The sequence below is a fragment of the Leclercia sp. S52 genome (assembly GCF_039727615.1).
GTDB lineage: Bacteria > Pseudomonadota > Gammaproteobacteria > Enterobacterales > Enterobacteriaceae > Enterobacter > Enterobacter adecarboxylatus_B.
Window position 1 is genome coordinate 4379836 of the sequence record NZ_CP152474.1, and the last position, 25066, is coordinate 4404901.

A 25066-nucleotide genomic window follows, 5' to 3' on the forward strand; every position below is an offset into this window, starting at 1 on the left:
TGGCGCTGCGCTTACCGGGCCTACGGGACGGTGCGGTCTGATGCCCTCACCCCGTCCCTCTCCCACCGGGAGAGGGCGCAAACATTAAAAACGGTAACGGTTGTTACCGTTTTGCATTTACCACGCCACCCGGCGTTTTCCACCTACCGCACTAACGCAGCAAACACCTCGGCCACCGCTACCGCACCGGGATCGGCTACCCCGTCAAGATTCTCTTTATTCACATACGACGAGCGCCCCGCGCCGGCTTTGCTCATGCTTGCCGTGGCATCTGCTCCCTGCTGCGCCGCCCTGGCGGCAGCCTGAATATCCCCTGTCTGCAACGCTTCCAGCGCGGGCTGGAGCGCATCGATCAAGGTACGATCCCCGCGGTCGGCCCCGCCATAATGCTTCATTTGCGCAAGTCCGGTCAGCAAGGCATCGGGCACGGGTTTGCCGCTACGCAGCGCCTGCCCGGCGGCGGTAAAGAAGATCGACATCAACACCCCGCTCGATCCCCCCCATCACCGTCGCCAGTCGCTCACCCACTACCAGTAACAGCTGCGGCAGATCGTTCAGCGGCAGGCGCCCCTCTTCCAGCCATTGCGCAATGTCCCGCGCGCCTTGCGCAAAGGTCGATCCCGTATCGCCGTCCCCTACTTTCGCATCCAGGGCGTTAAGGCGATTCTCCAGGGCGATTAAGCAGCCCGTAGCCGCGGCGAGGTACTCCCCGACCTTCGCGTTTGCCGACGGGGTAAACTCCACGCTGTCATGCAGCGGCGTGTGCGTCAGCGTGCGCAGCGGCGCAAAGGTCACCGGCTTTTGCCAGCCCAGGGTCTCCACCGGTGCGTTAAGCGCCTCCTCAAAAGTCGGGTTCAGCTTCAGCAGGGATAACGAAAACCCTTTCATGTCCAGCGAGCTGACCAGCGGCGCCGGGCCAATCAAATACGCGATCTGATTTTTCAGGGCCGAATGGGCCAGCTCTTTGGTCAGCAGCGCCATCTCCAGCGCCGAGACGCCGCCGAGGTTATTGATCAGCACGGCCAGCCGCCCAACTCCTGCCTGCGCCTGCAAGGGTTTCACCAGCGTCTCGATAATCGCCCTGCTGTTTTGCGTATCGACCACCGAGGCCCCAGGCTCACCGTGGATCCCCAGCCCCAGCTCAACGTGGCCTTTCCTGATGCGCCCTTCCTCATCGTCGCTGCCCGGCAGGTTGCAGGTCTGCATCGCCACGCCCAGGCTCCAGAGGTTATCGCAGGCCTGACGGGCCATGTCCCGTACGTCGCTTAGCGATTTCCCCTGTTCGGCGGCATGCCCGGCAATTTTATGCACCAGCGCGGTTCCGGCGATGCCGCGCGGCTGTTTGTTATCCGGGAGGGCGATATCATCGGCCACAATCACCATCTCCACTTTGAGCCCGAGGCGCTTGGCTTTTTCCGCCGCGAGGCCAAAGTTGAGACGATCCCCGGTGTAGTTTTTGACGATCAGCAGGCAGCCACGATCGCCCGTCACCGCCACGATGGCGTTCAGCACCGCTTCTACGCTCGGTGAAGCAAACAGATCGCCACAGACGGCAGCGGTCAACATCCCTTTACCGACAAACCCCGCATGTGCCGGTTCGTGGCCGGATCCACCGCCGGAAATCACCGCCACGCGGCTTTTATCCCAGTCGGCGCGTACCACTACGCGGATAGCCGGATCGCTATCCAGTTTGACGAGATTGCCGTGCGGGACGGAGATGAGCATACCTTCAATGGCGTCATTAACCAGCTGTTTGCGGTCGTTAAAGAAGAATCTGGACATAGCTTTCCAATATGTTGTTAACCCTGTGTAAAAGCATAGTCCGCGATGCGTAATGCGCCGCAAAGTCAGAAATTGACCCGCTCTTTTTACCGTCAGGTTGCCTATACTCCACGCAGGACTGAACGAGGAAGCCGATCATGAGTACACCCCTGCTGATTGCCCGGACGCTGGATAACGAACTTTATCTCCTGCCCGCAATGGCAAACCGTCATGGCCTGATTACCGGCGCCACCGGCACGGGTAAAACGGTGACGCTGCAAAAGCTGGCCGAGTCATTTTCGAGTATCGGCGTGCCGGTATTTATGGCCGACGTGAAAGGCGATCTCAGCGGCGTTGCCCGGGAGGGCGTCGGCTCGGAAAAGCTTCTTGAGCGGTTGAAAAATATCGGCGTCACCGACTGGCAACCCGACAGCAATCCGGTGGTGGTCTGGGACATTTTCGGTGAGAAAGGCCATCCGGTGCGGGCCACCGTGTCCGATCTCGGCCCGCTGCTGCTGGCGCGTTTGCTCGATCTGAACGAGGTGCAGTCTGGCGTGCTGAACATCATCTTCCGCATTGCCGACGATCAGGGCCTGCTGCTGCTCGACTTCAAAGATCTGCGGGCCATTACCCAATACATCGGGGATAACGCCAAATCTTTCCAGAATCAGTATGGCAATATCAGCAGCGCCTCCGTCGGCGCTATCCAGCGCGGATTGCTGACGCTGGAACAACAGGGTGCCGAACACTTCTTTGGTGAACCTATGCTGGATATCAAAGACTGGATGCGCACCGACAGCAACGGTAAAGGCATCATCAACATCCTCAGTGCGGAAAAGCTCTATCAGATGCCGAAGCTCTACGCGGCCAGCCTGCTCTGGATGCTCTCCGACCTCTTTGAGCAACTGCCGGAAGCGGGCGATCTGGAAAAACCGAAGCTGGTCTTCTTCTTTGACGAAGCCCATCTGCTGTTCAGCGATGCGCCACAGGTGCTGCTGGATAAGATCGAGCAGGTGATCCGCCTGATCCGCTCCAAAGGGGTGGGTGTTTATTTTGTTTCGCAGAACCCGGCCGATATTCCCGACAACGTGCTGGGCCAGTTGGGCAATCGCGTCCAGCACGCCCTGCGCGCCTTTACGCCCAAAGATCAGAAGGCGGTGAAAGCCGCAGCGCAGACCATGCGCGCCAACCCGTCCTTTGATACCGAAGCGGCTATCCAGGCGCTGGGCACCGGCGAAGCGCTGATCTCTTTTCTCGATGCCAAAGGCAGCCCGTCAATGGTGGAGCGCGCGATGGTTATCGCCCCCAACTCCCGGATGGGGCCCGTCAGTGACGATGAGCGTAACGGGCTAATCAACCATTCGCCGGTCTACGGCAAATACGAAGATCAGGTGGACAGAGAGTCTGCCTTTGAGATGCTGCAAAAAGGGATACAAACCAGTACAGCGCAGCAGGAGGCACCCGCCGCGAAGGGCCAGTCCGTTGCGGTCGATGACGGGATCCTCGGCGGGTTAAAAGACATTCTGTTTGGCAGCACCGGTCCCCGCGGCGGTAAACGCGACGGGGTGGTGCAAACCATGGCGAAAAGCGCGGCGCGTCAGGTGACGAATCAGATTGTACGCGGTGTACTGGGCAGCCTGTTAGGCGGACGCCGAAGGTAAATTTTTACCCCCCTCGCCCCTCTGGGGAGAGGGCCGGGGTGAGGGGAACAGGCATTTCCCATGCCCGTCCCAGCGCCGAGCCCTGAACCCCATGCTCGTTCAGGTAGCGGTCCAGTTCCACCATCCCCGTCCAGCGGTTCTCGCACCACAGCGGTGCCAGCAGCGTTGGACGGCGGGCGCTGGCGGAGATGCGGTGATACACCACCTCCGGCGGCGTGTGGCGGATCATCTCTCCGGCCGTCACTACATATTCGTCCAGTTCAATGCCGTTCAGTCGCCCGGCCTCCCAGGCTTTAGCCATAATGCTGCCCGTAACAATATGCAGCGGGTGCAGCTTGATGCCGTCGACGCCGGTTTCCACCACCTTATGCAGGGTTTCCAGCGCATGGGCTTGCCCTTCCCCCGGCAGGCCGACAATCAGATGGGTGCAAACCTTCAGCCCGCGTTCGCGCGCCAGCCGGGTGGTACGCTGATAGCAGGCAAAATCGTGGCCGCGGTTAATACGGTGCAGGGTTTTATCGTGCGCGGTCTGCAATCCCAGCTCCAGCCAGATCTCATACCCCTGCTCTTTGTATTCGCTGAGCAGATCGAGCACCGCCTCCGGCACGCAGTCAGGCCGTGTCCCGACGCAAAGCCCGACGATATTTGCCTGGCTCACCGCCTGTTGATACATCGAACGCAGCACCTGGACTTCCGCCCATGTGCTGGTATAGGCCTGAAAATAGGCCAGATACTGTTTCGCCCGGTTCACCAGCGTCGACTGGTGGGCAAGCTGCGCCGCGATAGACTGATGCTGCTGCGCTTCGTCGGCAAACGAGGCCACATTACAGAAGGTACAACCGCCGCGCCCGATAGTGCCGTCGCGATTCGGGCAGCTAAATCCCCCGTGCAGCGACAGCTTATGAACCTTTTGCCCGTAGCGGCGTGAAAGATCCCCACCAAACATATTGACTAATTTCTGTAACTGCATAATCTGATAGACCGCCCCGTAGAAAGGGGACAAGCCTGCCATTTTTAACCTCCGACGGCGATGACCTGGATCAATCGTCCCGGCGTGCTTTTATCCTTTGCATAATTACCCAGGATAATTGCAATTTCATTCATCGCCCCTTTAATTACTTTTCCTTATGTTCTGCAGGATTTTTTCATTTATATCGTCTGCGCTGAAAAACAGTGACATCATGCGGGCTTTCCTTCGGTAGCGGCATTAAATCCTGCTTAAATCGCACTATTCAGCATGCTACAGCGATAATACCGCTTTCATATAGTGAGTCAGATCACACTCCCCTAAAGCCCACAGCAAGGTTACAGGGATGTGAAACGCGTTAAATCATCAATAAAATCAGATTGATAACCTTCCTTTAGCACATTTTTGTATAAATAAGATTGCCATTTGACCTGTGTACGGATTCCCGATAAGTTGGAAATCCGCTGGAAGCTTTCTGGATGAGCAGCCTGCTCATCATATTTATGCAGTAGTTGAGATTCCCTCTGAAGCAAGTCCTCAAACTTGTTTGACCTGTGCGAAAAGGATATTAAGAGGGCGAATGCGAGGTACGCGTATGAAACGCAAACCCCGTCGCCGCGCTCTTGCTGTGCCTGTGCGCCACGGTCCAGAGAGAAGTCCCGAAGAGCCTGGGGAGGTTCACTGATATGTTGTACGATAAATCCCTTGAGAAGGATAACTGTGGTTTCGGCCTGATCGCCCACATAGAAGGCGAACCTAGCCACAAGGTAGTGCGTACCGCTATACACGCACTGGCCCGTATGCAGCACCGTGGCGCTATCCTCGCGGATGGTAAAACCGGCGACGGTTGCGGTCTGCTGCTGCAAAAACCGGATCGTTTCTTTCGCATCGTGGCGGAAGAGCGCGGCTGGCGTTTAGCCAAAAACTACGCTGTTGGGATGCTGTTCCTGAATCAGGACGCGGAAAAAGCAGCCGTTTCACGCCGCATCGTCGAAGAAGAACTTCAACGCGAAACCCTGTCTATCGTCGGCTGGCGCGATGTGCCCACCAACGAAGGGGTACTCGGTGAAATCGCCCTCTCCTCGCTGCCTCGTATCGAGCAAATCTTTGTCAACGCGCCTGCGGGCTGGCGTCCACGTGATATGGAACGCCGCCTGTTTATCGCCCGTCGCCGCATTGAAAAACGTCTCCAGGACGATAAAGAGTTCTACGTCTGTAGCCTCTCGAACCTGGTGAACATCTATAAAGGTCTGTGTATGCCGGCTGACCTGCCGCGCTTCTACCTGGACCTGGCGGATCTGCGTCTGGAATCGGCCATTTGCCTGTTCCACCAGCGCTTCTCCACCAACACCGTACCTCGCTGGCCGCTGGCTCAGCCGTTCCGCTATCTGGCACACAACGGCGAAATCAACACCATCACCGGTAACCGCCAGTGGGCACGCGCCCGTACCTATAAATTCCAGACCCCGCTGATCCCGGATCTGCACGATGCAGCGCCGTTCGTCAACGAAACCGGCTCTGACTCCAGCTCAATGGATAACATGCTGGAGCTGCTGCTGGCCGGTGGTATGGATATCGTCCGCGCCATGCGCCTGCTGGTTCCGCCAGCCTGGCAGAACAACCCGGATATGGATCCTGAGCTGCGTTCCTTCTTCGACTTCAACTCCATGCACATGGAGCCGTGGGATGGTCCGGCCGGTATCGTGATGTCCGACGGGCGCTTTGCGGCCTGTAACCTCGACCGTAACGGCCTGCGCCCGGCGCGCTACGTCATCACCAAAGACAAGCTGATCACCTGCGCCTCAGAAGTGGGGATCTGGGATTACCAGCCTGACGAAGTGGTCGAAAAAGGCCGCGTAGGGCCTGGCGAGCTGATGGTGATCGACACCCGCGGCGGTCGCATCCTGCACTCTGCAGAAACCGATAACGATCTGAAAAGCCGTCATCCGTACAAAGAGTGGATGGAGAAAAACGTCCGCCGTCTGGTGCCGTTTGAAGATCTGCCGGATCAGGACGTGGGCAGCCGCGAGCTGGATGACGATACTCTCGCCAGCTATCAGAAACAGTTTAACTACAGCGCGGAAGAGCTGGACTCCGTTATCCGCGTGCTGGGTGAAAACGGCCAGGAAGCGGTCGGCTCCATGGGTGATGACACCCCGTTTGCCGTGCTCTCCAGCCAGCCACGTATCATTTACGATTACTTCCGTCAGCAGTTCGCGCAGGTGACCAACCCGCCGATCGATCCGCTGCGTGAAGCACACGTAATGTCGCTGGCCACCAGCATCGGTCGCGAGATGAACGTCTTCTGCGAAGCCGAAGGCCAGGCGCACCGTCTGACCTTTAAGTCGCCGATCCTGCTGTACTCCGATTTTAAACAGCTCACCACCATGCAAGAGGAGCACTACCGCGCCGACACGCTCGATATTACCTTCGACGTGACCGAAACGACCCTCGAAGAGACGGTGAATGCGCTGTGTGATAAAGCGGAACAGATGGTACGTAACGGTACCGTGCTGCTGGTGCTGTCCGACCGCAACATTGCGAAAAACCGCCTGCCGGTTCCGGCGCCAATGGCCGTCGGTGCTATCCAGACCCGTCTGGTCGATAAGAGCCTGCGCTGCGACGCCAACATCATTGTAGAAACCGCAAGCGCGCGTGACCCGCACCACTTCGCGGTGCTGCTGGGCTTCGGTGCAACGGCGATCTACCCGTACCTGGCCTACGAAACGCTGGCCAAACTGGTCGACGGCCAGGCCATCGACAAAGATTACCGTACCGTGATGCTGAACTACCGTAACGGCATCAACAAAGGCCTGTACAAGATCATGTCCAAGATGGGCATCTCGACCATCGCCTCTTACCGCTGCTCGAAGCTGTTCGAAGCTGTCGGTCTGCATGACGATGTTGCCGACCTGTGCTTCCAGGGCGTGATCAGCCGTATCGGCGGAGCGGGCTTTAGCGACTTCCAGCAGGATCTGCTGAACCTCTCCAAACGCGCCTGGCTGGCTCTTAAGCCGCTGGATCAGGGCGGACAGCTGAAGTATGTGCACGGCGGCGAATACCATGCCTATAACCCGGACGTGGTGCGCACCCTGCAACAGGCCGTCCAGAGCGGCGAGTACAGCGATTATCAGCAGTATGCCGAGCTGGTGAACAACCGTCCGGCGGCCACGCTGCGCGATCTGCTGGCAGTGAACCCGGGCGATACTGCCGTCAGCATCAATGATGTTGAACCGGCGAGTGAACTGTTCAAACGCTTCGATACCGCAGCGATGTCTATCGGCGCGCTGAGCCCGGAAGCCCACGAGGCGCTGGCAGAAGCGATGAACAGCATCGGCGGGAACTCCAACTCCGGCGAAGGCGGTGAAGATCCGGCGCGCTACGGCACCAACAAAGTGTCGCGCATCAAGCAGGTTGCTTCCGGCCGCTTCGGTGTGACCCCGGCGTACCTGGTTAACGCCGACGTGATTCAGATTAAAGTCGCTCAGGGTGCAAAACCTGGCGAAGGCGGTCAGTTACCGGGTGACAAAGTGACCCCGTACATCGCCAAACTGCGCTACTCGGTGCCGGGCGTGACGCTGATCTCCCCGCCGCCGCACCACGATATCTACTCTATCGAGGACTTAGCGCAGCTGATTTTCGACCTGAAACAGGTCAACCCGAAAGCGATGATCTCCGTGAAGCTGGTTTCCGAGCCGGGCGTGGGCACTATTGCCACCGGCGTGGCGAAAGCCTATGCGGATCTGATCACCATCGCCGGTTACGACGGCGGTACCGGGGCGAGTCCGCTCTCCTCGGTGAAATACGCGGGCTGTCCGTGGGAGCTGGGCCTGGTGGAAACCCAGCAGGCGCTGGTGGCAAATGGTCTGCGTCACAAGATCCGTCTGCAGGTGGATGGTGGCCTGAAAACCGGCCTCGACATCATCAAAGCGGCGATCCTCGGTGCAGAAAGCTTCGGTTTCGGTACCGGCCCGATGGTGGCGCTGGGCTGTAAATACCTGCGTATTTGTCACCTGAACAACTGCGCAACCGGTGTTGCAACCCAGGACGAGAAGCTGCGTAAGAATCACTACCACGGCCTGCCGTTCAAAGTGACCAACTACTTTGACTTCATCGCCCGCGAAACCCGCGAGCTGATGGCGCAGCTGGGCGTGACGCGTCTGGTGGATCTGATTGGCCGTACCGACCTGCTGAAAGAGCTGGAAGGGTTTACGGCTAAGCAGCAGAACCTGAAGCTGTCCCGTCTGCTGGAAACGGCTGAACCGCATCCGGGCAAAGCGGTGTACTGCACCGAGAATAACCCGCCGTTCGACAATGGCGTGCTGAACGCCCAGCTGTTGCAACAGGCGAAGCCGTATGTGGATGACAAGCAAAGCAAAACCTTCTGGTTTGATATTCGCAACACCGACCGTTCCGTCGGCGCAACGCTCTCGGGCTACATTGCGCAGACGCACGGCGACCAGGGTCTGGCTGCCGATCCGATTACCGCGCACTTTAGCGGCACTGCGGGTCAGAGCTTCGGCGTGTGGAACGCCGGTGGCGTTGAGCTGTACCTGACCGGCGATGCTAACGACTACGTCGGTAAAGGCATGGCGGGTGGTCTGCTGGCGGTGCGTCCTCCGGTCGGCTCAGCCTTCCGCAGCTGCGATGCCAGCATCATCGGTAACACCTGTCTGTACGGTGCCACCGGGGGTCGTCTGTTTGCCGCAGGTCGTGCAGGTGAGCGTTTCGCGGTACGTAACTCCGGTGCCATCACCGTGGTGGAAGGTATCGGCGATAACGGCTGTGAATACATGACCGGCGGGATTGTCTGCGTGCTGGGCAAAACCGGCGTCAACTTCGGGGCTGGTATGACCGGTGGTTTCGCCTATGTTCTGGACGAAAGCGGTGACTTCCGTAAACGCGTGAACCCGGAGCTGGTGGAAGTGCTGGATGTTGAAAGCCTGGCGATCCACGAGGAGCACCTGCGTGGTCTGATCACCGAGCATGTGCACCATACCGGTTCCGTGCGCGGCGAAGAGATCCTGGCGAACTGGCCGGCGTTCTCTGCGAAATTCGCGCTGGTTAAACCGAAGTCCAGCGATGTTAAAGCCCTGTTGGGTCACCGTAGTCGTAGCGCAGCAGAGCTGCGTGTGCAGGCGCAGTAAGGAATTCAGATGAGCCAGAATGTTTACCAGTTTATCGACCTGCAGCGTGTGGATCCGCCGAAGAAGCCGCTGAAGATCCGTAAAATTGAATTTGTTGAGATCTACGAGCCGTTTTCCGAAGGCCAGGCCAAAGCACAGGCAGACCGCTGCCTGTCCTGCGGCAACCCGTACTGCGAGTGGAAATGCCCGGTCCATAACTACATCCCGAACTGGCTGAAGCTGGCTAACGAAGGGCGTATTTTCGAGGCCGCCGAGCTGTCTCACCAGACCAACACCCTGCCGGAAGTGTGCGGTCGCGTGTGTCCTCAGGACCGTCTTTGTGAAGGCTCCTGCACCCTGAACGACGAGTTCGGTGCGGTGACCATCGGTAACATCGAACGCTATATCAATGATAAAGCCTTCGAGATGGGCTGGCGTCCGGATATGACCGGCGTGCGTCAGACCGACAAACGCGTGGCGATCATCGGTGCCGGTCCGGCAGGCCTGGCCTGTGCCGACGTGCTGACCCGTAACGGCGTGAAGGCGGTGGTATTTGACCGCCATCCGGAAATCGGCGGTCTGCTGACCTTCGGCATCCCGGCCTTCAAGCTGGAGAAAGAAGTGATGACCCGCCGCCGTGAAATCTTCACCGGCATGGGGATTGAGTTCAAACTCAATACCGAAGTGGGCCGTGACGTGCAGCTCGACGATCTGCTGAAAGATTACGATGCCGTGTTCCTGGGCGTCGGCACCTATCAGTCGATGCGCGGTGGGCTGGAAAACGAAGATGCCAACGGCGTATTCGATGCCCTGCCGTTCCTGATTGCCAACACCAAGCAGATGATGGGTTACGGCGAAACCGCCGCTGAGCCATACGTCAGCATGGAAGGCAAACGCGTGGTGGTGCTGGGCGGCGGTGATACCGCGATGGACTGCGTGCGTACCTCCATTCGTCAGAATGCGGCGCACGTGATCTGTGCCTATCGTCGTGACGAAGAGAACATGCCGGGCTCAAAACGCGAAGTCAAAAACGCGCGTGAAGAGGGCGTTGAGTTCCAGTTCAACATCCAGCCTCTGGGTATTGAAGTGAATGCCAACGGCAAGGTCAGCGGTGTGAAGATGGCGCGTACCGAAATGGGCGCACCGGATGCCAAAGGCCGTCGTCGGGCGGAGATCGTTGCCGGTTCCGAGTATGTGATCCCGGCTGATGCGGTGGTGATGGCGTTTGGTTTCCGTCCGCACAGCATGGAGTGGCTGGCGAAACACAGCGTCGAGCTGGACTCTCAGGGCCGTATCATCGCCCCGGAAGGCAGCGACAACGCGTTCCAGACCAGCAACCCGAAAATCTTCGCCGGTGGCGATATCGTTCGCGGTTCTGACCTGGTGGTGACCGCCATTGCCGAAGGCCGTAAAGCGGCAGACGGCATCATGAACTTCCTCGAAGTCTAAACAATACGGCCCGGTGGGATCCGCTCCCGCCGGGCCGTGTTTTATGCCTGCCTTCCGCCATTACAGATAGACAATACTGATCACCGCCTCACCGTCTAACGAGATCCTCTGACTGCTCCCGAGTTTGTTTGCCACGGCAACGCTTACCTGCAGCGGTACACTCACGGAACTCACCGCCTGTGGCACCAGCGTTCCTTTCTTCACGAAGGTATAAAAATAGCTTTCGGTTGCCGGCAACAGGTAGTGATCGAGCCTCGTCCAGGGGCCGCTTTTGCTTTCCGAACCGGCCATATCTACGTTGACGTTCTGACTACCATCCAGCGCAACGATGCTGTCAGCGTTAATCAGGATCGCATAGCTGCCGATAGGCTTGTTCTCAGCGGTCACGCCCAGACCAAATAGCCTTGAGGCATACGCCACATTCAGGCCGCCATTGGTACTGAAGTGCGGGCCGACTGCACGCTCGGTATCTTCCCCAATCCTTACCGATGACGAACGGGTATCCCGCGAGGTGATAGCCAGGGCCGTAGAGGATTCGCAGGTAATGGCTAAGGTCAGCTCCCGCGTCCCTAACTGGTTAAAAGCGTCAGGAGATAAACTGCCGGCGTTGCGGGAGCCAAAATCAGCAATACCGTTATTGCTCAGAACGGGTACGCAGGCAGCAGCATCTGCTGTCAGCTCAAAATCGACATCGACGGTATCATTTGCCGATACAGAGGCGGTCGTTAAGGCCGCCAGAAGCAAGTAAATTCGTCGCATCATTGCACATCCAGTTTAATGTTCAGGTTGCCACGCCAGGTCGTTCTGTCGGTGATGGATCCCGGCTTTATCGTGGATGCTACCAGAAGAGAGACCGAGGCGGTTTTGCCCCGTATCTCTTCGCCATGAACAAACGCCAGCCCTTGATTCAGCGCGACGTCGAGTTTTGCACTACCGCCGGTACGGGGAAGTGCGTCATTCAACTGAACCGGAGCAAGGCGCACAGACTGGTCATCGACATACGCATTTGTCGCGGTGACCTGCATTTCGCCTTCGCTGCCCAACGAAAATGTGCCATTTTGCGGTAAATTACTGCCCACAAACAGGCGGATGCGCTGCGGCTCGCTACAGACCACCTGAATCTGGATCTGCTTTTCCGGTAGCGTAACTGGTTGCCCGCCCGCCTGTTGCCGCTCGGCGGCACTTAAGCGGCTGTAGGCGATCTTTTGCTGACTGGCGATAATCTGGCAGTCGGCCCAACTCTGGACGGGCACCGCAAGCAGCGCCCCCATCAGCAGGAAAATTCTCACTGGCATACTCCCTTTGCCGTTTCATAGAAGACCCCGGCTTGCGCCTGGTCAGGTAGCGTCAGCGTAATGCGGCAGTTGTCGGGCTCCGTTTGCGCCACCAGCGTCTGACGGGCGCTGGCGTTATCCAGGAATACCACGCCTTCATCGACCGAGGTGGTGAGATAGGTGCCGCGATCGTCGGTAATAGCGATGTTTTTCGGCAGCTTTTTACCCTCTTTCGTACTCACCTCCAGCAGAACGCGACGCTGGGTGATTGCCGTAAACTGTACTTTCCCTACCGAACCACGTCCCTGATTTAACACCCGGGTACCGTTGCCGATGTCCATGTTTTTCGGCAGGGTTTCCGTGTTGACCTCAACGCGGGAATTCTGCCAGGCGTTCAGGGAAGGCAGCACCGCATAGCCGCGGAAGTCTGTCCATACCGGTCCCTGCGGAGTATCGATTTTGACCCCGGAAACGGGCTGATCCAGCGAGACCACCCCGAAGGTGTCACGTACCGGCAACGGCGAGAAGGTGACGCCGTTGGCATGGCCGACGATGCCGCCCTGCAGGATGCCGGAATAGTTACGTCGATGATCTCCGGCCACGTTGCCATTCAGCATCAGCTGCGAGTAGTGCAGATTGCTGTTCAAGCCTGCGCTGACGCTCTTATCCTGCGACGACTGTCCTACCTCAGTGCCCAGCGTATAGGCGTTATTTTCCGAGAGGTTGCCCGCTAAGGTGGTGCCATAGCGGGAACTCTCTCCCTCACGACGCGCATAGGTGTTCAGACTGGCTTTTCCTAACGGGATGCTGACATTCAGGTAAAACAGGTCGTCTTTCTTCCCGTCTCCGCTGTCGTCGTTCAGCTGATGCTGCCAGTTCGCAGAGACATACGCTGAGAGGAAACTGCCCCCCCCACCCTGCAGTAATGAAACGTGATTTCCCCTGGTGGTGGCGGTTTTTCGTTTCATAGAAGCTGCTGCTGAAGGTGCCCATCCCAGGGCTTTGCCACTGGAGCCCGACAGAATATTCATGCTGCTTTGTGGCGGTAAAACCTTTATCGACAAACTCCGAAAACTCCCGATAGCCCGGCGAATAATAGGTCGAGGATGCCGTAACGCTCACACCCAGCGACAACGCGATAGAAGTTTCCACGCGATAACGCTGGCCCTGACGCGCGTTTTCACGATCCCAGGACTGATTGGCCTTAAAACTTAGTATCGACAACGGAGACGGCGAAGTATCAATGCCCAGCCCGGCGGCCTGAAAATCCTGAGAGACGATCATCGCCGCCGTGACATTACTCCCGGGAAGCAACCGCCAGCCATTAGACACGCTGAGCACCATCGGCTTGTCATCGTAATCGTCGCTGATGCGGCCAATGGATAAAAACAGCCCGGCAGGGTTGCCCATCCTCTGCAGATAGAGGCTGGCCGGAATGACAAAACTATGCTGGCTGCCGTCGGTCTCGACTACGGTGACGTTGAGATCGCTGGTGTAGTTGCGCAGCTCGACATCGGTCAGGGTAAAAGGCCCCACCGGCACCAGCGTCGAATAGACCAAGATCCCCTGCTGGCGAACTTCTACGCGCGCCTGTGGCGTATTGGCGATCCCGCTGACCCTGACCTGCCCTTCCGGAGAGGCCAGAGCGCCTTCGGGTGACAATGAAACGCCGTACAGCCCCGTACCTTCCAGCAGAGGGTTATTAATATTCACTTCACCCACTTTGGCAGTGCTGCGCAAATTAACGAAAGTGTGCTGTAAATAAGTCTGATTGTTTTCGCTGTTAAACTGCCCTGCTGAATGGCTTAACAGCTGATGGCTACGGAGTAACCAGCTCGCGATATTCACCCCACCATCAAGCTGCAACTGCGAATAGGTGTTACTGCCGCCGCTGAATTCACTGCGGGAAGACATTGCCGAGTAATTCAGCAGGGCGCCCGAGCCGTCCATCGCGAAACCCGCCGGGGACAGACCATAGCGATTTATTTCATCAGGCGGCACGATTAATTCCACTAGCTCCTGACCCGGTAAGGTATTAATCAGAGCTTCAGGATGCGCCTGAAGATAGGGGTAACACCCGTCCTGATAGTCGCCAGGAATGCGAATATTCGCCTGCTCCATTAAGGCCTTGTCGAAACAGAGTTCACCGTTCTGATTGAAATGAGCAACGATATTTCCCTTCTCCAGTCCGTTCACTTTTAGCATCACCGGTGTCGGGCCAGGCCTGAATCGGGCTTTATTTGCGAAATAAGTGGAGACGTCAGGGTTAATGCCTAATGATTTTAATGTTTCACTGTCAAACTCAACGGCCCCGGTTTCTGAATCAGAGGCATATCCCTGTTTAGAGCACAACAAACTGACTGCGCAGACAAGCAGCGTTCTTTTAAACATCCGTGTATTCCCTGAACAATTTACTGCAATGGCGCTATATAGCGTTCACCTTTATATCCATAACGGCTGGCTGGATAAAATTCGACTTTTGTGTCCGCCTTATTTGTTAAGGTCACCGTCATGCTGGAATGCGGTAATAAATAGGTCTTTGGCAGCTTTCCTTGCTTACCCGACGGCAATGAGGTGAATCCTGTCGTCATCCGCACCACGTAATTTGACGGATTGTTGATTACCAGGGAATTACCCTGTTTACGCCACTCCAGATGTTTCCACGGCGTATTATCTTCTGCGAGTCCGGCAGGATGAATAATTACCGGTAGATCCTGACGAATGGTGACAGCCAGTCTCTCCTTGCCTCTCTCTTTCGGCGGAATGCCCTCGAAGGTGACCCGTTTTAACTCTTGCTGCGTTAGCGGTTTATCCATTTGCAGCATGAAGCGCATACGCTGCACAGCACCCGCTTCTACCCTTACAACAGGCTGGGAGACGATCAGGTGAACCGATTTATTGCTTTCGGGGAGATCGACAATATTGGTGTAAAGCAGGGCAGGTTTCGGATCCGTATTGGTGACATTCATACTGGCTTCGCCTTTATTGGCATCTACCAGTAATACGGACGTTTCGGGCACCATGCCGGTAGCGCACGCACCTGCAGAAATAAAGAGTAGTGAGAAAATAACGCTACGTTTCATAATATTCTCAAGTAAGTTTAATAATGAAATGAGACAGTTAATTCCCGGAGATAAAAACAGACCGTCACCCGACGTATTAACTGCCGCAGGTTTAATACGGTCTGTATTAAAAAGAATATTTAAAAATGCAATGCGGCATTATTTATTCGTTATATGCCCTTCGCCGCACGCATTATCATATCTTAGAGGTAGACGAGGCTCAGGGTTGCATTGCCATCCAGAGTGATTTCGTCAGAGCCCAGCACAGAGCTTGGCTGTACGCCTGCAGAGATTTTAAGCGCGAAGGAGGCCTCTTCAAACAGCTGAGGTTGGGAACTACCGGTTTTTGCGACAGTAGTAATACGCGCGCTATCAGCTACCTGATAAACAGCGGTATTTGTACGCCAGCTTTTGCCTTCATCATCAGAGTAAACCAGGCTCGCAGCGGCACCGTCAGCAGTGGTATTTGCACCATCCAGGGTTACGGAATAGGCGCCAATCTTCGCGTTATTTGACGCCAGACCCAGGCCAAAACCGAAGTAAGTTTGCGCGGCTGATGCACCACCAGAAACTGGAGAGACAATATAATTGGATGCAGACAGGGCGACAGCAGAGCTGGTGCGGTTATCGATCATTTTGAAACCAACAGCGGCCTCCGCTTCACAGGAGATCGAGAAGGTGATGTCTTTAGCACCCAGTTGGACGAGGCCATTGCCTTCAGCCGGGCTTTTGATAACAGAAGCGGCAATAGTACCGAAGGATACTTCGCCACTGTTGCTCAACGTTGGAGTACAAGCCGCTGGAACAATTGAACCGGTCACTTTTAATGTTGATTCATTTGCAGCATTTGCCTGAGCGGCAACGAACAGCGCAGCACAGACACTCAGCGTAGACAGTGTTTTCTTAAATGCAGTCATTTTCTTTCCTTAATTTCATCCACCAACAGTGAATTCGGTTGGTTATATCCCTACAGAATGAGGCACTTCACAGTGAATAATACATTCACCGACTATTTGTAAGAAATAGTGACGACAAGACTACAGGATAACCTTACGACTATCATTTAAGTTCGCTACATCTTCTATTAACATAAGCTAATATATTTTATTCTTTGCCATATAACAGACAATGATGATGACGTAATACATTGTTTAACAGCGTTTTTTGGATCATATCCGCAATCAAAAACGTTAATATAATCCGAAAAAAATAATTACAGTGCTAATGCATTAATCCAACACAAATTCAAATTAATTAGTGACTATAATGAGTCGAGGTTGAACATTAATTAATATTTAATATGTGATTAATATGATTCATTTTAAAAAAATATGTGTAGTTTTTTTAATTATTGAATCAAGTTATCATTCGACGTAAAAAAAGGGCCAGAGGCCCCTTTTATTATTTCACAACGCGCAGTGCCGGACGGCCGCCACGCGGAGGTGGGGTATCGTCAGGATCGTCATCGTGATCCGGTTTATCACCGTCGATGATCGACATGACTGGCTCGCTTTCGCTTTCAGTCGCACCGTTTTCATCATTGAGGCTGGACACGTCTTCATCATAAGCCGCTTCCGGCTCAAACATGGTACCAGCGCCGTTTTCACGGGCATAGATAGCCAGTACGGCAGCCAGCGGCACAGAAACCTGACGAGGAACCCCGCCGAAGCGGGCATTGAAGCGCACTTCGTCATTCGCCAGTTCCAGGTTACCTACCGCACGCGGCGCAATATTCAGTACGATCTGCCCGTCGCGCGCATACTCCATCGGTACTTGCACGTCAGGTAACGTCACATCCACTACCAGGTGCGGCGTGAGCTGGTTATCCAGCAGCCATTCATAGAATGCGCGCAGCAGATACGGACGGCGTGGAGATAGCTGTGACATTTCCACAATCATTAACCCCGGCCGAGACGCATTTCACGTTCAGCTTCTGTCAGTGAAGCCAGGAAAGAGTCGCGTTCGAAGACACGCGTCATGTAACCTTTGAGCTCTTTCGCACCCGGGCCGCTAAACTCGACGCCCAGAATCGGCAGACGCCACAGCAGCGGAGCCAGGTAGCAATCGACCAGGCTGAACTCGTCGCTCAGGAAGAACGGGCGCTGACCGAACACCGGTGCAATCGCCAGCAGCTCTTCACGCAGCTGTTTACGCGCAGCATCGGCTTCTGAGGAGGAACCGTTCACAATAACGTTCATCAGCGTATACCAGTCTTTCTCGATACGCTGCATGTACAGGCGGCTTTCACCACGGGCAACCGGATAGACCGGCATCAGTGGCGGATGCGGGAAACGCTCATCCAGGTATTCCATAATGATACGGGATTCCCACAGGGTCAGCTCACGATCCACCAGCGTTGGTACGCTCTGGCTTGGATTGAGATCGATAAGATCCTGAGGCGGGTTATCCTTTTCCACATGCTCGATCTCAAAACTGACACCCTTCTCGGCCAGCACGATACGAACCTGATGGCTATAAATGTCAGTAGGACCAGAAAACAGCGTCATTACCGAACGTTTGTTGGCAGCGACAGCCATGAAAACCTCCAGGTATATTCAGAATTTTTACTGCTACCAGCCATACAGGCTAGCCAGATGTTTTGTTGTCCATCCCTGAGAATTTCTCCTCTTGTTCAAAAAGAGAACAAAAATCGAGCATTCACCGTTATTTGGACAGAAAAGTGGATGATAGTTTACCAGATTTTGCGGCCTTTGTGGTGAGGGGATTCTGGAAATGCGGAAAAAGAGGTCAGAAAGGACGTCTGTATGTGGATAACCCGGACGTTACCCATAAAAAAACCCGCCGAAGCGGGTTTTTCGCCAATTGTACTCTGCCGAAGCAGAAACCAATTAACGTTTGGAGAACTGTGGACGACGACGCGCTTTACGCAGACCGACTTTCTTACGTTCAACCTGACGAGCGTCACGAGTAACGAAGCCTGCTTTACGCAGTTCGCCACGCAGGGACTCGTCGTACTCCATCAGAGCGCGGGTGATACCGTGACGGATCGCACCAGCCTGACCAGAGATACCACCACCTTTAACAGTGATGTACAGATCCAGTTTCTCAACCATGTCGACCAGTTCCAGCGGCTGACGAACTACCATGCGGGCAGTTTCACGACCGAAGTACTGTTCCAGAGAACGTTGGTTGATTACGATTTTACCACTGCCCGGTTTGATGAACACGCGAGCGGCGGAGCTTTTGCGGCGACCAGTGCCGTAGTATTGATTTTCAGCCATTGCCTATAATCCCGATTAGATGTCAAGAACTTGCGGTTGCTGTGCCGCGTGGTTGTGCTCGTTACCTGCGTAAACTTTCAGTTTACGGTACATAGCACGACCCAGCGGGCCTTTTGGCAGCATGCCTTTAACCGCGATTTCAATCACACGCTCAGGACGGCGGGCAATCATCTCTTCAAAGGTCGCTTGTTTGATACCGCCGATGTGGCCGGTGTGGTGATAGTACACTTTGTCAGTACGCTTGTTGCCGGTTACAGCAACTTTGTCAGCGTTCAGAACGATGATGTAATCACCGGTATCTACGTGCGGAGTGTATTCCGCTTTGTGCTTACCGCGCAGGCGACGAGCCAGTTCGGTAGCCAGACGGCCCAGTGTTTTACCGGTCGCGTCAACAACATACCAGTCGCGTTTTACGGTTTCTGGTTTAGCTGTAAAAGTTTTCATTAAAAGCTTACCCAAATAAATAAGTTACACGTTGGTGAACACCCAAACGTTTAGTAGTTGAGGTTCACACGACATTGTCCAGCAAACCTACCCCTTCGAATAGCCTATGCCGGCGCAGAGAAAGTTTTGGGAAAAAAACCTTCTTGTAACGTGGGGTCGCAAGATTATAGAGAAGTCAGGGGTAAAGGTCGACCCCTAATTGTGATTTGAGACGGGTTTTTCCGGGGTGAAGACAGTGCGGTCTGGTGCCCTCACCCCCAGCCCCTCTCCCACGGGGAACTGTGCGGTCTGGTGCCCTCACCCCCGGCCCCTCTCCCACGGGGAGAGGGTAGCTATTATTAAGGCATGTGCTCGCGCTTCAGGTACTCTTCGCTTTGCATCTCCTGCAGGCGCGACAGGCAGCGCTGGAACTCAAACTTCAGCCGTTCTCCCTGATAGATTTCATATAAAGGGACGGCGGCGCTCACCACCAGCTTGACGTGGCGTTCGTAAAACTCATCGACCAGCGCGATAAAGCGTCGGGCTTCGCTCTCCATCAGCGTGGTCATTACCGGCACATCGAACAGCATCACCGTATGGAACAGGCGCGAGAGCGCTATATAGTCGTGCTGGCTGCGGGCATCGACACACAGGGTGGCAAACGACACGGCGAGGGTTTGATTGACGACGCCCAGCGTTTGCAGCGGGCGATGGTTCACCTCCAGTACGGCGGCATTATCACGTTTTGCCCCTGCCAGCGCCAGCCACAGCTTGTCCATCTGCTGTTGCGTGTCATCGTTTAACGGCGAGATCCACAGATGGGCCTGGGTCAGGGTCCGCAGGCGGTAGTCGACGCCGGCATCGACGTTCATGATGTCGCAATGCGCTTTTATCGCATCAATAGCGGGCAGGAAGCGGGCGCGTTGCAGCCCGTTACGGTACAGCTCATCGGGTGGGATGTTAGAGGTCGCTACAAGCGTAATGCCGCGGGCAAACAGCGCTTTCATCAGCCCGCCCAGCAGCATGGCGTCGGTAATATCGGAGACAAAAAACTCATCGAAGCACAGCACGTCGGTTTCAGCTTTGAAACGCTCGGCAACGATATCAAGCGGGTCGCTATGCCCCTGCAGGGCCGTCAGCTCTTCATGTACCCGCAGCATAAACCGGTGAAAATGCAGGCGCTGCTTACGCGTTCCCGGCAGGCTCTGATAAAACAGATCCATCAGCCAGGTTTTACCGCGCCCTACCCCGCCCCACATATATAAGCCGCGTACCGCCGTGACGCTCCGCGGCGCTTTCTTGCCCAGCAGTCGTCCAAACGCGGCCTTGAGTCCTCCCGCAGGGGCGGCTTCGGTCGGCTGGGTGGTCAACTGCTGCCATATGCTGTCCAGACGCCTTACTGCTTCACGCTGTACATCATCTGGTTGGTGGGAGCCCTCGTTCAGGGCCCGTTGGTAATGCGATGTCGGGGAAAGGCTTTGCATGATCTTATTGTTATTCCTTCAATTAATACCCGCCAGCCTGCTCAGTTGGCGAAAAAAAGGCCGTTCTACAGTACGCGATGATGCGGTGGGATTCCACTTCTAAGGAAATAGCGGTTATAGTGGCATAATCAGGCACAGGCATGAAGCCGAGCCAACACCCTACGGAACCACAAGACAACGGGAGAAGTTCATGACCTGGGAATATGCGCTAATTGGTTTAGTCGTCGGCATCGCTATTGGCGCCGTGGCCATGCGTTTTGGAAATCGCAAATTGCGCCAGCAACAGGCGTTGCAGTACGAACTGGAAAAGAACAAAGCTGAACTGGATGAGTATCGCGAAGAGCTGGTAAACCACTTTGCCCAGAGCGCCGAGCTGCTGGACAACATGGCCCATGATTACCGCAAGCTTTATCAGCACATGGCGAAAAGCTCCAGCAACCTGCTGCCGGAGATGAGCGCAGAGAACAATCCGTTCCGCAACCGTCTGGCGGAGTCTGAAGCCAGCAACGATCAGGCGCCGGTACAGATGCCGCGTGACTACTCCGAAGGTGCATCCGGCCTGCTGCGCGGTGGCGCAAAGCGCGATTAATCGCACATCGCAAATAAATTTTACGGGCGCAGCCATTGCGCCCGTCCTTTCTTCCTGACCCCAGCTATTATTTAGTCAAACACCTCATTGTTCAGCGTTTTAAAATTCAATAACATCAGACTGTTTCAGGGCCGTTATTCCTTCATTCCAGGTTGCGAGAGCCAGCATAAATGAACAAAAAAAATCAGCTGTTGAGCGCGTTAGCATTGAGTATCGGATTATCGCTGTCGGCATCCTGGCCGACGGCGGCCGCAATCCCTTCGCAGGTCCCGGGCCAGGCGGCACTTCCGAGCCTTGCCCCGATGCTGGAAAAAGTCCTGCCCGCGGTGGTAAGCGTGCAGGTTGAAGGCACTGCGGTGCAGAGCCAGCGCATTCCGGAAGAGCTGAAAAAGTATTTTGGTGATGATGCCCCTGACCAGCAGGCCCAACCCTTTGAGGGGCTGGGCTCCGGCGTGGTAATAGATGCCGCGAAAGGCTATGTCCTGACCAACAACCACGTCATCAGCCATGCCGATAAAATCAGCGTCCAGATGAACGATGGCCGGGAGTTTGAGGCCAAACTGATTGGCGGGGACGATCAGAGTGATATCGCCCTCCTGCAGCTGCAGAATCCAACCGGCCTGACGCAAATCGCCATCGCCGATTCCGACAAGCTGCGCGTCGGGGATTTTGCCGTCGCGGTAGGTAACCCCTTCGGTCTGGGCCAGACGGCCACCTCCGGCATCATTTCCGCGCTGGGTCGCAGTGGTCTGAACCTCGAAGGGCTGGAGAACTTTATCCAGACCGATGCCTCCATTAACCGCGGTAACTCCGGCGGCGCGCTGCTGAACCTGAACGGGGAGCTGATCGGCATTAACACCGCTATTCTGGCGCCCGGCGGCGGCAGCGTGGGGATTGGTTTTGCTATTCCCAGCAACATGGCCCGCACGCTGGCGCAGCAGCTGATTGATTTCGGCGAAGTGAAGCGCGGGCTGCTGGGCATTAAGGGCACCGAAATGAGCGCGGATATTGCTAAAGCGTTCAACCTGAACGTTCAGCGCGGCGCCTTCGTCAGCGAAGTGCTGCCGAACTCCGGCTCGGCAAAAGCAGGCGTCAAATCCGGAGACGTGATCGTCAGCCTGAATGATAAACCGTTAAGCAGCTTTGCCGAACTGCGCTCGCGCATCGCCACCACGGAGCCAGGCGCCACGGTTAAGCTCGGAATTTTACGTGACGGCAAACCGCTGGATCTGCAGGTCACGCTGGATAAAAGCACCTCATCATCGGCCAGCGCAGAGATGATTGCCCCGGCGCTGCAGGGGGCGACATTAAGCGACGGTCAGCTGAAAGACGGCACCAAAGGCATCACCCTCGACAGCGTCGAGAAGAGCAGCCCTGCCGCACAGGCCGGTCTGCATGAGAATGACGTGATCATCGGAGTGAACCGCGTCCGCGTGCTGTCCATCGCCGAAATGCGCAAAGTGCTGGAAGGCAAACCCACCGTTATTGCCCTGCAGATCGTGCGCGGCAACGACACGCTCTATATTCTGCTGCGTTAAGCCTGTACGCGTCCGGACATCACCACGTGTGATGTCCGGATAAGTCATGCTATGCTGCTTGCGATCTTCCCTTAACGACGCCCGTATCATGGTTTTAAAGCTCATTCGTTCGGTCGCCATCGGCCTGGTTGTAGGTGGCCTTTTACTGGCCGCGATGCCCTCTTTACGTCAGTTTAATCAGCTGGCTGCGCCGCAGTTTGACAGCGCAGATGAAACACCTGCCAGCTACAATCAGGCAGTACGCCGCGCCGCCCCTGCGGTGGTTAACGTCTATAACCGTGGGCTGAACAGCACCAGCCATAATCAGCTGGAGATCCGCACCCTCGGCTCCGGGGTGATCATGGATGAGCGCGGCTACATCATTACCAACAAACATGTGATCAACGATGCCGATCAGATCATCGTTGCGCTGCAGGATGGCCGCGTCTTTGAAGCCCTGCTGGTTGGATCCGACAGCCTTACGGATCTGGCGGTCCTCAAAATCACCGCCACCGGTGGTCTGCCGGTTATTCCTATTAACCGTAAACGTACCCCGCATATCGGCGACGTGGTGCTGGCGATCGGTAACCCCTATAACCTCGGGCAGACCATTACCCAGGGGATTATCAGCGCGACGGGTCGAATCGGCCTGAACCCTTCCGGGCGGCAGAACTTCCTGCAGACGGACGCCTCCATCAACCACGGTAACTCTGGCGGCGCGCTGGTGAACTCGCTGGGCGAACTGATGGGCATCAATACCCTCTCGTTTGACAAGAGCAACGACGGGGAAACGCCCGAAGGCATCGGCTTCGCCATCCCGTTCCAGCTGGCGAACAAGATTATGGATAAGCTCATTCGCGACGGTCGGGTGATCCGCGGCTACATTGGTATTGGCGGGCGTGAGATTGCGCCGCTGCATACCCAGGGTGGCGGCATCGACCAGATCCAGGGCATTGTGGTGAACGAAGTGACCCCTAGCGGTCCGGCGGCGGAAGCAGGCATGAAGGTTAACGACGTTATCGTTTCGGTGAACGGTAAACCGGCTATATCGGCTCTCGAGACCATGGATCAGGTGGCTGAGATCAGACCTGGCTCGATCATTCCGGTGGAAGTGATGCGCGATGATAAGAAACTGACGCTGCAGGTGACCATTCAGGAATACCCGGCCACCAACTGAGTTCAGCAGAGATAAAAAAACCGGAGCATTGGCTCCGGTTTTTTATTGCCCTGACGGGAAGTGAGTCGCTTACTTGTTAACGAACTCTTCGCCCAGGACGATATCGTTCTTCAGCGTGTCCAGCATGCCGGCCATCGCCTGCTGCTCGAACGCGCTCAGGGTGCCGATAGATTTACGCTCTTCAATACCGTTTTTACCCAGCAGCAGCGGCTGAGAGAAGAAGCGTGCATGCTCGCCGTCGCCTTCAACGTACGCGCATTCCACCACGCCTTGCTCGCCCTGCAGAGCGCGCACCAGAGACAGACCGAAACGTGCTGCAGCCTGACCCATAGAGAGGGTTGCAGATCCGCCACCCGCCTTCGCTTCCACCACTTCGGTGCCGGCGTTCTGGATGCGTTTGGTCAGGTCAGCCACTTCCTGCTCGGTGAAGCTCACGCCAGGGATCTGGGACAGCAGTGGCAGAATGGTCACGCCAGAGTGGCCACCGATAACCGGAACTTCCAGCTCGGTTGGCTGCTTACCTTTCAGTTCCGCCACAAAGGTGTTGGAGCGGATGATGTCCAGCGTGGTCACGCCGAACAGTTTGTTCTTGTCATACACGCCCGCTTTTTTCAGCACTTCTGCTGCGATAGCAACAGTGGTGTTAACCGGGTTAGTGATGATACCGATGCAGGCTTTCGGACAGGTTGTCGCGACCTGCTGAATCAGGTTCTTAACGATACCGGCATTCACGTTGAACAGGTCAGAACGATCCATGCCAGGCTTACGCGCCACGCCTGCGGAGATCAGCACAACGTCTGCGCCTTCGAGCGCCGGGCGCGCATCTTCACCGGAGAAGCCTTTGATTTTGACAGCCGTCGGGATGTGGCTCAGGTCAACCGCCACACCAGGGGTTACCGGGGCGATGTCGTACAGAGAGAGTTCTGAGCCTGCAGGCAGCTGAGTTTTCAGTAGTAGGGCAAGCGCCTGGCCGATACCGCCAGCAGCGCCGAGGACTGCGACTTTCATCCTAAACTCCTTATTATGGTGAGCTAACTTTCTGTTACTCCGTCGCGGCGACCATAATTCAGCAGATCAATAATTACAATCTTCATGCTTTGAGAATTAGCGGTCACGCGCTTTTCGCTTCTGCCGGAAGGCTATCGGGCGTTATGCGATAACTAAGCAACGAATCAAGAGGGGGTTACAATACACCCTCGCCAGCCACCAAAACAACATCAATTTGATAACATTTAATTTACTTTTAAGCTTATTTGCGAGGCGTGACGCAGGCATGTTCCTCGATAACGAATTTTGATAAAATCACTCCCTTTCATAACATTATTTCAGCCTAA

19 protein-coding genes and 1 pseudogene are annotated in these 25066 nt (G+C 55.8%); 6 read left to right on the forward strand and 14 right to left on the reverse strand.

Going from position 1 to position 25066, the window contains the following annotated elements; genetic code table 11:
- Positions 1 to 143: 143 nt before the first annotated feature.
- Positions 144 to 1782 (reverse strand): annotated as a pseudogene (locus tag AAHB66_RS21015) (dihydroxyacetone kinase subunit DhaK).
- A gap of 137 nt (positions 1783 to 1919) precedes the next feature.
- On the opposite strand from AAHB66_RS21015, the gene AAHB66_RS21020 reads away from it, so the two are divergent.
- Positions 1920 to 3422, forward strand: a complete 1503-nt coding sequence (locus AAHB66_RS21020; RefSeq protein WP_347114408.1) for a helicase HerA-like C-terminal domain-containing protein — start codon at positions 1920 to 1922, stop codon at positions 3420 to 3422.
- Positions 3423 to 3426: 4 nt separating this feature from the next.
- Here the strand turns inward: AAHB66_RS21020 and AAHB66_RS21025 are convergent, their stop codons facing one another.
- Positions 3427 to 4392, reverse strand: coding sequence for a TIGR01212 family radical SAM protein (locus AAHB66_RS21025; RefSeq protein ID WP_347116535.1), 966 nt, complete (start codon positions 4390 to 4392; stop codon positions 3427 to 3429).
- Positions 4393 to 5075: 683 nt separating this feature from the next.
- Between AAHB66_RS21025 and gltB the strand changes: the two genes are divergently transcribed.
- Together gltB and AAHB66_RS21035 are read left to right on the forward strand one after the other, a co-directional pair.
- On the forward strand, positions 5076 to 9536 hold the full coding sequence (gltB, locus tag AAHB66_RS21030; RefSeq protein WP_347114409.1) for a glutamate synthase large subunit: 4461 nt from the start codon (positions 5076 to 5078) through the stop codon (positions 9534 to 9536).
- 9 nt (positions 9537 to 9545) lie between these two features.
- A complete protein-coding gene (locus tag AAHB66_RS21035) occupies positions 9546 to 10964 on the forward strand; it encodes a glutamate synthase small subunit (RefSeq protein WP_347114410.1) in 1419 nt (472 codons plus the stop codon).
- A gap of 60 nt (positions 10965 to 11024) precedes the next feature.
- Here the strand turns inward: AAHB66_RS21035 and AAHB66_RS21040 are convergent, their stop codons facing one another.
- The 11 genes from AAHB66_RS21040 to zapE form a co-directional block, all read right to left on the reverse strand.
- Positions 11025 to 11726: a DUF1120 domain-containing protein gene (locus AAHB66_RS21040; RefSeq protein WP_347114411.1), complete on the reverse strand. Its 702-nt coding sequence runs from the start codon at positions 11724 to 11726 to the stop codon at positions 11025 to 11027.
- On the reverse strand, positions 11723 to 12259 hold the full coding sequence (locus tag AAHB66_RS21045; protein ID WP_347114412.1) for a hypothetical protein: 537 nt from the start codon (positions 12257 to 12259) through the stop codon (positions 11723 to 11725). The genes AAHB66_RS21040 and AAHB66_RS21045 overlap by 4 nt, the downstream gene beginning before the upstream one ends.
- Positions 12250 to 13101: a fimbria/pilus outer membrane usher protein gene (locus AAHB66_RS21050; protein ID WP_347116536.1), complete on the reverse strand. Its 852-nt coding sequence runs from the start codon at positions 13099 to 13101 to the stop codon at positions 12250 to 12252. The genes AAHB66_RS21045 and AAHB66_RS21050 overlap by 10 nt, the downstream gene beginning before the upstream one ends.
- Positions 13001 to 14443 carry a fimbria/pilus outer membrane usher protein gene (locus AAHB66_RS21055; protein ID WP_347114413.1) on the reverse strand — a complete coding sequence of 481 codons (1443 nt, stop codon included), beginning with the start codon at positions 14441 to 14443 and terminating at the stop codon, positions 13001 to 13003. The genes AAHB66_RS21050 and AAHB66_RS21055 overlap by 101 nt, the downstream gene beginning before the upstream one ends.
- 206 nt (positions 14444 to 14649) lie before the next feature.
- Positions 14650 to 15321, reverse strand: a complete 672-nt coding sequence (locus AAHB66_RS21060; protein WP_347114414.1) for a fimbria/pilus chaperone family protein — start codon at positions 15319 to 15321, stop codon at positions 14650 to 14652.
- Positions 15322 to 15503: 182 nt separating this feature from the next.
- A complete protein-coding gene (locus tag AAHB66_RS21065; RefSeq protein WP_347114415.1) occupies positions 15504 to 16217 on the reverse strand; it encodes a DUF1120 domain-containing protein in 714 nt (237 codons plus the stop codon).
- A 484-nt stretch (positions 16218 to 16701) separates the two neighbouring features.
- Positions 16702 to 17193, reverse strand: a complete 492-nt coding sequence (gene sspB / locus AAHB66_RS21070; RefSeq protein ID WP_347116538.1) for a ClpXP protease specificity-enhancing factor — start codon at positions 17191 to 17193, stop codon at positions 16702 to 16704.
- 5 nt (positions 17194 to 17198) lie between these two features.
- Positions 17199 to 17837, reverse strand: coding sequence for a stringent starvation protein SspA (gene sspA / locus AAHB66_RS21075; protein ID WP_059307097.1), 639 nt, complete (start codon positions 17835 to 17837; stop codon positions 17199 to 17201).
- A gap of 312 nt (positions 17838 to 18149) precedes the next feature.
- A complete protein-coding gene (rpsI, locus tag AAHB66_RS21080) occupies positions 18150 to 18542 on the reverse strand; it encodes a 30S ribosomal protein S9 (protein ID WP_003025138.1) in 393 nt (130 codons plus the stop codon).
- Between the two features lie 15 nt (positions 18543 to 18557).
- Entirely contained in the window at positions 18558 to 18986 is a 429-nt protein-coding gene (gene rplM / locus AAHB66_RS21085; protein WP_024551131.1) for a 50S ribosomal protein L13, read from the reverse strand.
- Between the two features lie 338 nt (positions 18987 to 19324).
- Complete coding sequence (gene zapE, locus AAHB66_RS21090; protein WP_347114416.1) at positions 19325 to 20449, reverse strand: cell division protein ZapE; 1125 nt, start codon at positions 20447 to 20449, stop codon at positions 19325 to 19327.
- 190 nt (positions 20450 to 20639) lie between these two features.
- Between zapE and zapG the strand changes: the two genes are divergently transcribed.
- From zapG to degS, 3 genes are all read left to right on the forward strand, one after another.
- Positions 20640 to 21038, forward strand: a complete 399-nt coding sequence (gene zapG, locus AAHB66_RS21095) for a Z-ring associated protein ZapG (RefSeq protein WP_337017543.1) — start codon at positions 20640 to 20642, stop codon at positions 21036 to 21038.
- A gap of 170 nt (positions 21039 to 21208) precedes the next feature.
- Positions 21209 to 22576, forward strand: a complete 1368-nt coding sequence (gene degQ, locus AAHB66_RS21100; RefSeq protein WP_347114417.1) for a serine endoprotease DegQ — start codon at positions 21209 to 21211, stop codon at positions 22574 to 22576.
- A gap of 88 nt (positions 22577 to 22664) precedes the next feature.
- Positions 22665 to 23732 (forward strand): outer membrane-stress sensor serine endopeptidase DegS, encoded by a 1068-nt coding sequence (gene degS / locus AAHB66_RS21105; RefSeq protein WP_347114418.1) that lies wholly within the window; start codon positions 22665 to 22667, stop codon positions 23730 to 23732.
- 69 nt (positions 23733 to 23801) lie between these two features.
- On the opposite strand, the gene mdh is transcribed toward degS, so the two are convergent.
- Positions 23802 to 24740 (reverse strand): malate dehydrogenase, encoded by a 939-nt coding sequence (gene mdh, locus AAHB66_RS21110; protein WP_032614538.1) that lies wholly within the window; start codon positions 24738 to 24740, stop codon positions 23802 to 23804.
- Positions 24741 to 25066 lie beyond the last annotated feature (326 nt).

Coding starts and splice junctions, on each gene's coding strand:
- AAHB66_RS21020 (WP_347114408.1), top strand. CDS start 1,920: ATGAGTACACCCCTGCTGATTGCCCGGACGCTGGATAACGAACTTTAT.
- AAHB66_RS21025 (WP_347116535.1), bottom strand. CDS start 4,392: ATGCAGTTACAGAAATTAGTCAATATGTTTGGTGGGGATCTTTCACGC.
- gltB (WP_347114409.1), top strand. CDS start 5,076: ATGTTGTACGATAAATCCCTTGAGAAGGATAACTGTGGTTTCGGCCTG.
- AAHB66_RS21035 (WP_347114410.1), top strand. CDS start 9,546: ATGAGCCAGAATGTTTACCAGTTTATCGACCTGCAGCGTGTGGATCCG.
- AAHB66_RS21040 (WP_347114411.1), bottom strand. CDS start 11,726: ATGATGCGACGAATTTACTTGCTTCTGGCGGCCTTAACGACCGCCTCT.
- AAHB66_RS21045 (WP_347114412.1), bottom strand. CDS start 12,259: ATGCCAGTGAGAATTTTCCTGCTGATGGGGGCGCTGCTTGCGGTGCCC.
- AAHB66_RS21055 (WP_347114413.1), bottom strand. CDS start 14,443: ATGCTAAAAGTGAACGGACTGGAGAAGGGAAATATCGTTGCTCATTTC.
- AAHB66_RS21060 (WP_347114414.1), bottom strand. CDS start 15,321: ATGAAACGTAGCGTTATTTTCTCACTACTCTTTATTTCTGCAGGTGCG.
- AAHB66_RS21065 (WP_347114415.1), bottom strand. CDS start 16,217: ATGACTGCATTTAAGAAAACACTGTCTACGCTGAGTGTCTGTGCTGCG.
- sspA (WP_059307097.1), bottom strand. CDS start 17,837: ATGGCTGTCGCTGCCAACAAACGTTCGGTAATGACGCTGTTTTCTGGT.
- rpsI (WP_003025138.1), bottom strand. CDS start 18,542: ATGGCTGAAAATCAATACTACGGCACTGGTCGCCGCAAAAGCTCCGCC.
- rplM (WP_024551131.1), bottom strand. CDS start 18,986: ATGAAAACTTTTACAGCTAAACCAGAAACCGTAAAACGCGACTGGTAT.
- zapE (WP_347114416.1), bottom strand. CDS start 20,449: ATGCAAAGCCTTTCCCCGACATCGCATTACCAACGGGCCCTGAACGAG.
- zapG (WP_337017543.1), top strand. CDS start 20,640: ATGACCTGGGAATATGCGCTAATTGGTTTAGTCGTCGGCATCGCTATT.
- degQ (WP_347114417.1), top strand. CDS start 21,209: ATGAACAAAAAAAATCAGCTGTTGAGCGCGTTAGCATTGAGTATCGGA.
- degS (WP_347114418.1), top strand. CDS start 22,665: ATGGTTTTAAAGCTCATTCGTTCGGTCGCCATCGGCCTGGTTGTAGGT.
- mdh (WP_032614538.1), bottom strand. CDS start 24,740: ATGAAAGTCGCAGTCCTCGGCGCTGCTGGCGGTATCGGCCAGGCGCTT.